General features: G+C 39.4%; 15 protein-coding genes. 10 read left to right on the top strand and 5 right to left on the bottom strand.

Annotated elements, in window-relative coordinates:
• Positions 1–42: 42 nt before the first annotated feature.
• Positions 43–588, bottom strand: a complete 546-nt coding sequence (locus BLR11_RS05905; protein WP_091649370.1) for a hypothetical protein — start codon at positions 586–588, stop codon at positions 43–45.
• Positions 589–817: 229 nt separating this feature from the next.
• Between BLR11_RS05905 and trhA the strand changes: the two genes are divergently transcribed.
• From trhA to BLR11_RS05885, 4 genes are all read left to right on the top strand, one after another.
• Positions 818–1,477 (top strand): PAQR family membrane homeostasis protein TrhA, encoded by a 660-nt coding sequence (gene trhA / locus BLR11_RS05900; protein WP_091649367.1) that lies wholly within the window; start codon positions 818–820, stop codon positions 1,475–1,477.
• 152 nt (positions 1,478–1,629) lie between these two features.
• The gene (locus BLR11_RS05895) at positions 1,630–1,899 is read left to right on the top strand and encodes a hypothetical protein (RefSeq protein WP_091649364.1); all 270 of its coding nucleotides are present in this window, start codon (positions 1,630–1,632) and stop codon (positions 1,897–1,899) included.
• Positions 1,900–2,009: 110 nt separating this feature from the next.
• The gene (locus BLR11_RS05890; protein ID WP_091649361.1) at positions 2,010–2,522 is read left to right on the top strand and encodes a folate family ECF transporter S component; all 513 of its coding nucleotides are present in this window, start codon (positions 2,010–2,012) and stop codon (positions 2,520–2,522) included.
• A gap of 229 nt (positions 2,523–2,751) precedes the next feature.
• Positions 2,752–3,012 carry a hypothetical protein gene (locus BLR11_RS05885; RefSeq protein WP_091649358.1) on the top strand — a complete coding sequence of 87 codons (261 nt, stop codon included), beginning with the start codon at positions 2,752–2,754 and terminating at the stop codon, positions 3,010–3,012.
• Positions 3,013–3,200: 188 nt separating this feature from the next.
• On the opposite strand, the gene BLR11_RS14115 is transcribed toward BLR11_RS05885, so the two are convergent.
• A complete protein-coding gene (locus tag BLR11_RS14115) occupies positions 3,201–3,401 on the bottom strand; it encodes a hypothetical protein (RefSeq protein WP_091649356.1) in 201 nt (66 codons plus the stop codon).
• 479 nt (positions 3,402–3,880) lie between these two features.
• Here BLR11_RS14115 and BLR11_RS05875 point away from each other — a divergent pair, with 479 nt between their 5' ends.
• Together BLR11_RS05875 and bcaP are read left to right on the top strand one after the other, a co-directional pair.
• The gene (locus BLR11_RS05875) at positions 3,881–4,102 is read left to right on the top strand and encodes a hypothetical protein (protein WP_091649353.1); all 222 of its coding nucleotides are present in this window, start codon (positions 3,881–3,883) and stop codon (positions 4,100–4,102) included.
• 547 nt (positions 4,103–4,649) lie between these two features.
• Positions 4,650–6,104: a branched-chain amino acid transporter BcaP gene (bcaP, locus tag BLR11_RS05870; RefSeq protein ID WP_091649348.1), complete on the top strand. Its 1,455-nt coding sequence runs from the start codon at positions 4,650–4,652 to the stop codon at positions 6,102–6,104.
• A 228-nt stretch (positions 6,105–6,332) separates the two neighbouring features.
• Here bcaP and BLR11_RS14110 read toward each other — a convergent pair whose 3' ends face one another.
• A complete protein-coding gene (locus BLR11_RS14110) occupies positions 6,333–6,491 on the bottom strand; it encodes a hypothetical protein (RefSeq protein ID WP_176762890.1) in 159 nt (52 codons plus the stop codon).
• A gap of 144 nt (positions 6,492–6,635) precedes the next feature.
• A complete protein-coding gene (locus BLR11_RS05865; protein ID WP_091649344.1) occupies positions 6,636–6,875 on the bottom strand; it encodes a helix-turn-helix domain-containing protein in 240 nt (79 codons plus the stop codon).
• Between the two features lie 159 nt (positions 6,876–7,034).
• On the opposite strand from BLR11_RS05865, the gene BLR11_RS05860 reads away from it, so the two are divergent.
• The 4 genes from BLR11_RS05860 (at position 7,035) to BLR11_RS05845 (ending at position 9,641) form a co-directional block, all read left to right on the top strand.
• Positions 7,035–7,433, top strand: a complete 399-nt coding sequence (locus BLR11_RS05860) for a helix-turn-helix domain-containing protein (RefSeq protein WP_091649341.1) — start codon at positions 7,035–7,037, stop codon at positions 7,431–7,433.
• 284 nt (positions 7,434–7,717) lie between these two features.
• Positions 7,718–7,942: a 4Fe-4S binding protein gene (locus tag BLR11_RS05855; protein ID WP_425433750.1), complete on the top strand. Its 225-nt coding sequence runs from the start codon at positions 7,718–7,720 to the stop codon at positions 7,940–7,942.
• A 16-nt stretch (positions 7,943–7,958) separates the two neighbouring features.
• On the top strand, positions 7,959–8,675 hold the full coding sequence (locus BLR11_RS05850) for a heterodisulfide reductase-related iron-sulfur binding cluster (protein ID WP_091649340.1): 717 nt from the start codon (positions 7,959–7,961) through the stop codon (positions 8,673–8,675).
• A gap of 57 nt (positions 8,676–8,732) precedes the next feature.
• Positions 8,733–9,641, top strand: a complete 909-nt coding sequence (locus tag BLR11_RS05845) for a DMT family transporter (RefSeq protein ID WP_091649337.1) — start codon at positions 8,733–8,735, stop codon at positions 9,639–9,641.
• 496 nt (positions 9,642–10,137) lie between these two features.
• Here the strand turns inward: BLR11_RS05845 and BLR11_RS05840 are convergent, their stop codons facing one another.
• Positions 10,138–11,031, bottom strand: a complete 894-nt coding sequence (locus tag BLR11_RS05840; RefSeq protein WP_091649335.1) for a hypothetical protein — start codon at positions 11,029–11,031, stop codon at positions 10,138–10,140.
• Between the last annotated feature and the right edge of the window lie 169 nt (positions 11,032–11,200).

The raw sequence follows: 11,200 nt of genomic DNA, 5'->3' as shown, positions 1-11,200 counted from the left end.
ATAAAAAAATGCTGTTCCTATGAGAACAGCATTTTTTTATCTCTATTTACTTAAATTCGGTGTGCAGTCTACCGTAACATTGGTATATGCCGTTCCTTCCATATGCTGCATGATCGTATAATTGCCTTTTGTTTCCGGAATAGCCGCCGCCAATAAATCGCTATGCCATTTTTGCACGATCATTTTGGAATCTCCTGTTTTTTTACTGTTTTCGGAGAGCTTCTTGCCATCTTTAGGAACCATTTTTTCAGACAGTGGATTCTTGCCGTCTTTGGAAGCAAACGTTATCGTAATCGCTTTATCCCCCTCAAAAATGGTTTTATACGCCCCATTATTAAACAATTTAATCGTATCTCCCTGTGCTGTCGGACTGCCCCATTCTGCCGTCCATGCCGTACGTGTATCTCCTAAGCCGGGAAGTTCACAAACTACGGCCTGCCGCGCAGCAGCTTTAGATGATTGCGTATTCTTTGTATCCTGCTGCCCCTGCTGCGTCGAATTTTTCTGCGTTGCCGTAGAACCCATATCACATCCGGCTATTAAAAACATAGTCAAGACAGCCATTACTATAGCTAATGTTCTTTTCATGAAATTGCCTCCTTAGTTTAACCTTGCCGATCTTAGTTTTATTATACTGAATTTCACTGGGAATGAAAAGCAATAATCCTGCAAATCAATTTTATTTCCCTCGCATTGTAAAATCATTGACTCCGACATGACGATTCGGATAATAAGGTATATAATATAGTCCGAAAGAAAAATCGTCTGCTGTATCTTTTATGATACGAAAAGCAGAAAAAGAAAGGAAGGAAATATCATGACTCTTCAATCAAAAAAATGGATAGAAGAAATTGCAAATGCAGTAACCCATGGCGTCGGTACCGTGTTGTCCATTGCGGCTCTCGGTATTATGCTGTATATGACCCTGGTTCATCATGAAGGAACCTGGCATGTACTTTCAGTTACTGTATATGGCGCTTCTTTGGTTCTCTTATATTTAATGAGTACGTTGTACCACAGCTTTTTTAAACTGCCAAAGGTTTCCTATGTTTTCAAAATACTGGATCATTCTGCAATTTATATACTGATTGCCGGTTCCTATACTCCCTTTTTGTGGATCACGCTCCGCCAGTCCTCCGGCTTGGCCATCTCTGCCGTGATTTGGCTGCTTGCCGCGCTGGGTATCGTATGGCAGTGCTTCAACGTACATAGATTTCATATTGTGTCTACGCTTTGCTATATCGCAATGGGTTGGATATCCGTTCTATTGCTGCCGCAGCTGATAGAATATCTGTCATGGAACGCGATCATGTGGCTCATCGCCGGAGGGGTCTGCTATACCGTAGGTGCCATTTTCTATCTTTGGAAAAAACTGCCGTTCCAGCATGCCATTTGGCATATGTTTGTTTTAGCCGGCAGCGCAACGCATTTCTACTGTATTTTCTTTTTTGTTCTTCCTATATCTGAAATCTTTTAAAAGTAGTTAAAAATAATATGCAATCTCCCGCAGCAGCTTTATATTGCACAATATAAGGCTGCTGCGGTCATCTGTCCCATCTTTTTTTGAAACTGTCCCGTATTCTCCTATTTTATTTTTATGTTATAATCGTCTCAAAGGAGATGATTACCGTGAGTGAAAAAATAATTGGAATGACTAAAAAAGAAGTGTTTGAAACCATGCGTCATCTGAACAACAGAAAGTATCATACGGTGTTCAATGCATTGTATTTTGATACGATCCGCCATTTACACTCTCAAACCACAAAAGATGTATTCGCATCACTTGAAATATTTTCCGCTGTATATACGGAAAATATCTTATATCCTTTTGTTTCCGATCTAATCGAAGCCAACAATAAAAAAATAACAGAGGATATAAAACAACTACTCTCTAAATAAACGACCGTTTCCGGTCCCATCGTACTGCCTGTCACGATATAAAAATCCCCCGCGCACCAAACTGCAATGCCGGAAATGTATTGCAGAATAGAAAGGATGTCTACTTTCGTATGTCAAATGATTCAGCCCGTACCATCGTATATGCAGGAATATGTATTGCCTTAACCGTTATTTTTTCCTATGTGTTTGCCATCCGAACAACCTTTGTTCATATTACGTTTGGCTTTCTCCCTATCTCGTTGTACGCCATGCGGTTCGGACCGAGGCAAGCCGGAATAGTGGCAGCTATGGCAGATGTTATCGGAACCGGCGTATTGGGGCTCAGTATATTCTTTCCCGGTTTTGTCCTATCCGGATTTTTGACAGGCTGGCTATTCGGGCATTTTTTATATCAGAAAAAAATAACGCTTCGTCAAGTCGTTCTCCCCTTTCTGCTCGTCACTATCTGCATTCATTTGGGACTCAATACACTATGGCTTACGCTCTTTTACGGCAAGGCTGTTTCAGCTATATTCTTAAGCCGCTTACTCAAGAACATCCTCTGTTTCCCTATGGAAATCTCGCTGTTCTTTCTGGCATACAAATCCATATATACACTGCTGCCAACCTGGCAGAAAAATTGAACACCCCTGAGAAAAACGTTACATGCGGCTCTCTGCAGAAAAACTACCGCCCGTCTTCTATAACGGATACTTCCGAAAAAACTACGCATATATATTCGCATCATTTTTATGAACATAACATCATATGCTAAAATATTCGATGTATATGTGTTGAAATATTTACAATTATAAGCTATAATTAAATTATACAATTATAATTTATGTATTGTAATGCAAAGGAAGTGATACCATGAAAAAATCCTGGAAGAACGTGCTAACATTGCTCATAGGCAGTATGTTTATGATGGGTTTATCTGTATCATTCGCAGCACAACCTCCGCCTCCCATGCCAATGCAGCAGCAATGCCAAGACAAAAACTGCAAGGACATGAATTGCCCTCAGATGAATTGCAAAAATAAAAACTGTAAAGATAAGAACTGTCATCAACACCAACAAAAAGCAGAAGGTCATCAGCATGACGGTCATCAAATGCCGCCGACAAAATCCTAAGGACGGCAGTACAGCGCACAACGAGGCTAAGACGCATCGTTGTGCGTTATTTTTATGTACACTGTCACTGCTTCAAAAAAGAGAAGCATCATAGAGGATTCCCCTCTGCAAACAAAAAAGAGCCTCTGCATGTAGACTCTTCATTATGTCGTCTCGTGAAAATAATAGTTCTCGTATAATTATCCGTTTTAGTTCGATGAGGAAGCAATACTGGAAAGATCACTGCCGATTTTACTATACAGCATCGACACGGACCCTCTGACATGAAAGCCAAACCATATCATAACCCCAATCAACACCACGAGCAGTAAAATGATTGCATATTCTGTAAGTCCCTGTCCTTTTTCTCCTGCATACCGATTCATTACATATTGTATATACCCTAGCATACTCTATCGCTCCCTTCACAACTCATTTCATTACTTGATACCGTTTTATTCAATATATTTTTACGATACCTGCTGTTATTTTGTTACATTTTAGTGTATCAAAATAACAAATAAAAAGAAACTCTTTTTGACAAATACATATCAATTCTTTCGAAATGCCTTATGTTACAACAACAGCAAAAGTCTCCCGTCTTTTATCCTATTTTAGCTAAAAAAAATCAGAGGATTCCTGCTTGACTTTTACTATGGTTTATAGTAAAACCAGTATATACTACATGCAGAAACACGGAGCAGCTGACAGCTATACGATCTCCGCAATAGGTAAAAACATCTTGTATATTTCACGAGGTACAAGACGTTTTTACCTATTCAGATATCTTTCTATCTCTGCAGCTTTTGCTGCAGATCGTATTGCAGATACCGCCGTGTCATATAATCATGTAATATAATTGCATATTTATAAAAAAGGAAAAATATCCATGAAAAGTACCCCCGTAAAAAAATTATTGTTTACCCTACTGGCAGTATTCATGCTGGGTTGGTGTCCCAGTACTGCGGGTGCTGCTCCGTTTCCGCTTCCCCCGCTTCCCCCGCTTCCCCCGCTTCCCCCGCCGCCGCATCATCACGGCCCGCATCTTCCACCGCCGCCGAAATTGCCGCCGGCACCGCCCACGTTACCACCGGCACCTCCTTTTCCGTAAAAAAATAATGTATCATCCCCTAAACGGACTGCAGTGCAAAAAACTGCAGTCCGTTTTTTTCTGCCCGGCAAAAAATTACTATATGCCGTCCCGTTACAAACCACATGATATCCGCATCGGGCATGTCTCCTGCGCCTCAATGTATACAAAAATATTATAAGAAAATGAAGTTCATGTTTTTTTTGCAACAATCCGCAAAACAACTTAAATTTAATATAAAATAACAAGATACACTTTACAAAATAATTAATTTATATTAATATACTTATGTTACTATAATTTTGTACGAATACTTAACACATGCTGTATCGGAAAGAAGAATCGCTGTTATTTTCAGTGCTATGGAGTGTTACATATTACTTGCTAGATAGTCATATATAAGAAAATTGATTTTTTCCAAGGGCCATCAACGTGTATATTGCTGCTTACTAACTTCTTTTCAGATATCTGAAAAGAAGTTTTTTTATATATAGTATCATTTGCTGCCATATTCTTTATATTGCTTTTTATTTTAATTTTCTGACAGCAATCACATGGGAGGGGTATTATGACTAGAAAAATTTTCAGAACGAAAAGTATCAATGAATTTATTTCAGAGACGCAAAAAGAAGGCGGCATGAATAAAGTACTGGGAACCTTCGAGCTTACCATGTTAGGTATCGGTTGTATTATCGGGACAGGAATATTTGTCCTCACCGGAGTCGCTGCAGCGGATTATGCGGGACCTGCTTTGGTTATTTCCTTTATTATTGCGGCTATCGCTTGTGGCTGTGCCGCCTTATGTTATTCGGAATTTGCCGCCATGGTACCTGTCGCCGGCAGCGCATATACGTATGGGTATATTGCTCTCGGTGAATTTTGGGCGTGGATCATCGGCTGGGATCTGATTTTGGAATATGCATTTGCTATCGGTGCCGTTGCCATCGGCTGGTCCGGTTATTTTGCCAATATCATGTCTAATATCGGTATAAATCTGCCCGCTATTTTGACAAACGCTCCTTATGCCGGCGGTATCGTCAATCTTCCGGCTATGCTGATCATTGCGCTGGTAACATGGATCAATATCATGGGTGTCCGTCAGAGTTCCTCTGTCAATAACGTCATTGTTGCCATTAAACTAGCTGTTGTTTTATTATTTATTGTACTGGGATTCAGTAATGTAAATCCAGACAACTGGCATCCGTTTATGCCTTACGGCTGGAACGGGGTACTGTCCGGAGCTTCTGTTATATTTTTTGCTTATATTGGTTTTGATGCTGTATCTACGGCTGCAGAAGAAGTGAAAAATCCACAAAAAGATTTGCCGCGCGGTATCATCTTATCATTAATTATTTGTACCGTTTTATATATTATTGTATCTGCTATTTTAACCGGCATGGTTCCGTATCTTGACTTTAAAGGCCAAGCGGCGCCGGTTGCATTTGCATTGCAGCAAGTAGGCTATCATTGGGGGGCTGCCATAATTTCTGTCGGTGCAATCTGTGGTTTGACCTCCGTACTGCTGGTCATGCTATTTGGACAAAGCAGAATTTTGTTTGTTATGTCTCGTGATGGACTTCTTCCGGGTATTTTTGGCCATATTAATCAAAAATATAAAACCCCGGCCAGAAGCTCTTTGATCATTGGTATTATTACGGCTATCGTTGCCGGCTTCCTGCCCATCGGCATCGTCGCTGAACTTACAAACATCGGCACACTCTGTGCATTTATGATCGTAGCCGCTGCCGTTATTGTATTGCGCAAAAAAGCGCCGGATCGTCCCAGAGCCTTCAAGTGTCCCTGGGTTCCCGTTGTACCGGCACTAGCTATTATTTTCTGCGGCATATTGATTTGGATGCTGCCGGTCGTTACGCAAATTCGTTTTATTGTTTGGCTGATACTAGGATTAATTATCTATTTTGGTTATAGCTATGATCATAGCATTATCTCCGGAGGACTCTTCAGCGGTTCTATGAAACCCTCGGGGCAGCACGATGACTCGCCTACTGCTAAAAACAAATAAGCGCATCCTGCGGACCATCATATACGCAGTCGTGTATTACTCTCCACAGAATATAAAATAACCCGCCCGCATCGATTGGAAATACATAGTTTCCAATCGATGCGGGCGGGTTATTTTATACACGATGTACTACTATAAATCATTCTCAATCGTATCTGTTCCTGCGCAGCAATATCTATCTTGTAGATAAACTTGCTGCTTTTATACTTGCATACATTACGCGCTGCGTCACATGCCTCCTCTCAAAGTAAGGATTGCAATACCTATTATTGCTAAATTGATCTTAATAACGTACTTTTCAAATGTATACTGCCGGTTTTTATGTTCTTTTTGTTCGTTCTCCATGACAGCATCCGCTTCTACAATTGCATTTATGATCCATTGCATTTTGATATGTCTCCTATTTCGCATCTGTTGTATCGTCACTATTTCCCGCGTTTGTCCATCTTGAACTTTTTCTATATCTATACGGTTTTGATGCTTCCAGATGCTTTTAATGGTATAATTCTATTACTATTTTCACCGTATATATCATACTATTTTTCGTTGCTCATTTGGTGATTTTTTCTGCAAAAAAATAATGGCCAGCGAGCCAACAGAGGTATCCAGAACATTAGACAAACTATTCAATTCACTTACATCTGGTATTTTTTTCCCATTCGTTATTTTATTCAATCGTTGCCTGGACCAGCCCAGCATTTCAGCACATGCCGCTTCCGTATGAAATTTATCATAAATAATATCTGTTAATTCTTTTATTTTTTTAGACATCTTCTTCGCCTCATTCTTGTAGTCTGTTTGGTGATTTTATAATTATAGTATCATTCAGTTTGCGTTGTGTCAATCGTTTGGTTACAATATTTATATAATTGTATTGATTTTGGTGACAATATATGTTTTAATTAATTTATACACAAAAGGAGATTTATTATGACTGAAAAATTTGGAGATAAATTAAAAAAAATAAGATTGTCTAAGAATATGTCTCAGGAAGAATTAGCTGTTTTTTTACATACCTCGAAACAAGTGATTAGTCGATATGAAACAAATCAGCGTACTCCTAAAATCACGGTAGCCCAAGAATATGCAGATAAATTAAAAATCCCATTACTGTATTTAATTGATGATAAAATTCTCTCTGTTGAAAAATTGCAATACGTTTTAAACGATATAAAACACTACAGCACAGAAGGATATACCGCGTCGGAAAAGGATATGATAAAAAAATACCGTTGCCTGCCTTCAGAAGGCAAAGCAACCGTAGATGCTGTTATAGATATCCAATACAATGCCGCAACCCAAAAAATCAGTAACGATACGGCAGATTAATTCGAAATTCTGTCACCTATGTTTTTTATTTATTATAAATACAAGCACACACAGCCTTCGCATGCAGGATATAAAAATAAAAAGCATACGAAGGCTATTTTTCTGCTAGCAGCCCTATGATTCAGCAAAAAAATTCCATCCTTTCATAAAAAGATGGACATACCGGTATACATCCGATACAATCAAAGAAACCGGATCTACGGGAAAGAATATATCCCCCTCCCTTAGAGTCGACTGCCATCTCATATTTTATTCTTTGAAATTAAGACAGGAGGATCCAGCTTGTGAACAGTGAAACGTGCTGCGCCCCACCCATTATTCCCGGTGTAGAGGATAGGTTTTATTACGTTATTTCCAACGATTGCGTCATGTGCGGCTGCTGTGTAAAAGCATGCCCGGTAAACGCAATCCTCGAGGGCAATGGGCAATATGAAATCATCCCCTCTCTTTGTATTGATTGCGGGACCTGCTCTTACATCTGCCCGTTAGGCGTCCCGCACCCTGTATAAAAGGAGACTAACAGAAATGACAACAATAAGAGAAAGTATTTCCCTCCGTCAAATCAACAAAAATAGCTGTTACTTTAATCCGGGCTGCGCCATGAGCGTATATAAGCCGGAAGTCCCCAGCCTGCTGTGGGAGCTGCTGAAAACCTACTGGGAAGAGGTACCATTCCATCCCATCTGCTGTCATCATGACCCGCTTCTTCCGAAAGGAGCCACAATCATCAACAACTGTGCAGGATGTGACCGGCGATTCCGTTCTCTGTATAAAGGGATCCGCACTCTCTCCATTTGGGAAGTACTGGACAGCCTGGAAGACCTGCGATTGCCCGATTATCATGGGTTGACCGTCTCTGTCCATGATTCCTGCGGGTATCGGCACAAACCGCAGGTACACAACGCAATTCGCAGCCTGCTCTGCAAGATGAATATCATGATGATAGAAACAACCTTCAGCGGGACCCGTTCCGTGTGCTGCGGGGATACTTTTTACGGACATGTGCCGAACGAACAAGTAGAAGCACGAATTCAGGAACGAGCAGATCAATTTCCCTGCGACAATGTCGTCGTCACTTGCATCGGCTGCGTGCGTGCCATGACCGCAGGCGGAAAAAAACCGCGCTATTTGCCGGATCTTATACTGAACCGTCTTACAGAACCAATGCCGGATACACTGGATGAATATCACGCAAAAGTAACAGCCTATATAGAAGCACAGAAAAAAATCCAATCGATATAGGTTGCCCTATACAGTAAAAAAACAATCCCGCACGCTGCATTCAAAAAGGAATCTCTCATGAAAGATACTACTAAAGGATATTATGCAATAACACTTCAATCAAGTATTATCGGACTTTCTTATATGTTTGTAAAAATCGCGCTCCAAAGTACCCATCCTATGGATCTACTAGCTCATCGCTTTACAATCGCTGCGATAGCCATTCTTATCTTCCGGATATGCAAATCCAATACTATTTCCATCAAATGGCGCGATGTATTAAACATACTCCCCTTAAGCATTATGTATCCCTTCTTGTTTTTCTTATTTCAAACGCTGGGACTGAATATTGTATCTTCTACCGCAGCCGGGATCATCTATGCAATTACGCCTATTCTCACGCTGATCATTGCCAACATCGTGTTAGGGGAATCCATTAGCCCGAAGCAAAAAGCATTGATGTCCCTCTCCATATGCGGTGTCGTTTTTATTAACATAATGAGCGGACAGGACACCGAAAATAGTATGTACATAGGATTTTTATACATCTTTTTATCTGCTGTTTCCGCCGCATTATGTACCGTATTTACAAGAAAATTATCTAACCATTACTCTACCTTCATCCTGACATATATAATGACACTACTGGGCTGTATAAGTTTCAATATCCTCTCAATCATTCGCCATCTCCTGGAAGGAACAATTACAGCTTATTTTGCCCCCTTTACCAATCTATCATTTGTTTTTCCCATTTTATACTTAGGCATTGCATCGTCCCTGTTAACCTCTCTGCTTTCAACGTATTCTCTGGGAAAATTAGAAGCCTCTACGGTCGGGCAATTCAACAATCTTTCTACGGTGATTTCTATTTTAGCCGGAGTCCTATATCTGAAAGAACTTCTTTACGGATATCAGTACATCGGCATTACAGCTATACTGATCGGTACGATTGGTTTCAGTTATTTAAACCAGCGAAAGAAAATATAACTCCCCCGTCCTTCTAATCCCCCTATGCCGTACCCTATTTTTCGCAAACATTTTCTCGGGAATTAGTATGCCTCATACTAACAAGACTTTTGACAGTCGCTCCGTATTCAGACATAAAAAAAAGAACCCACCAAAGCAGGTTCCATCTTATCGTATGGCGGAGAGACAGGGATTTGAACCCTGTATAGAGTTTTCACCCTATACAGGATTTCCAAGTATTATTAAGCCATTTTTGCGTGTATCTACATATGTCCCATAGCGCATGGTTATCACGTTTCTTAAAAGATGACAGGAAAACACTGATGTGATTTTTTACCAACACGATAGCTGACCCTAAAAAAACATAAATGCATTTTTATACCAGAACATATTGCAACACGCATTTTGACAGCAAAAAAGCCCCATCATAGCAATGTTGAGGCTTTTTATTATTTGGCAAAATTGCTACTGATACCTGCCACACTATCCCTAATATTTTATTAACATCTCATGATTTTTATTGACTAACAGTAAAAATTTTTCCACTCAATCTAGTATATGAATCAGCAGAAGGTTTTATCAATATCTTAATAAAAGCAAATCGATCGTCTGCCGGATTCCACTGAATACCTTTTCTAAAAAGCCAAACCAATCGTCTTTTCCCTAATACAGCATATTGAGAATCAATCAATATATCCGCTATATCCCGTGCTGGAATAGATAATTTCACTGCTATTCGTTGAGAAATCTCCGATAAATCTTTACCTGTATGAGAATGAAATGCTGCAGTAATACCATCTATCATATATTTCAATTTACCTGCCAGATTATATTCAGTATTAGTATATAAGATTATTTCCATCCCATACTTTTCGTCTTTAACATCATCTTTTGCAGCAATATATATGCGATTATGATTGTCTTTTATATCTTTCCAGTACAATACCAGATCATTGTATAATGTCCGTATCCTTATATCCTCCCAAGAAATAATTAATTTATTAAAATTCCAATAGGTTTGTTGTTTCCTTTCATCCACCATAGTGTACTGTTGAAAATATTGATACGGTACTTGTTTGTCTTTTTCTAAAGAATGAGGATATTTAAATTTTTCTAATATTAATCCGTTTCTGCAAAGATGTTGAAATACGGTGGACCCATTTTTTCCCTGTTGAACATTATAAATAAGAATATTATCTACATCGACATCTCTGCGACCATTTTCAACAAAAGAATAGGTACCGTATAATATTTGTTCTTGCTCATATGGCATATTCCAAAGTGCTGTCTTTAAATCCTCTCTCATTTTCAACAATGTACCCTTGGGCTCGAATGGAAGTCTATGCGTAGATTGCAAACTAACTCCATCCTTTACACGTTCGATACGATATTGAATTGCTACTTCATTCATATTCTCTCCTAAATTTTGAATAAGCAGGCTACCTTTTCACGTTATTATATATAACCTTCCTGCAAATTAAAAAGTGATAGTGTCAAGCAATGTTCGCAAAAACCATCAACCTCCGAATGGGATTAAGCAGTCTTTGCTAATTGTAGTTGAAGCTCGGTAATAATTTTAG

This window comes from Megasphaera paucivorans, from assembly GCF_900103535.1.
Classification (GTDB): domain Bacteria; phylum Bacillota; class Negativicutes; order Veillonellales; family Megasphaeraceae; genus Megasphaera_A; species Megasphaera_A paucivorans.
Note: the sequence above shows the minus strand (reverse complement) of the source record. Positions and strands in the feature narration are given on the sequence as shown.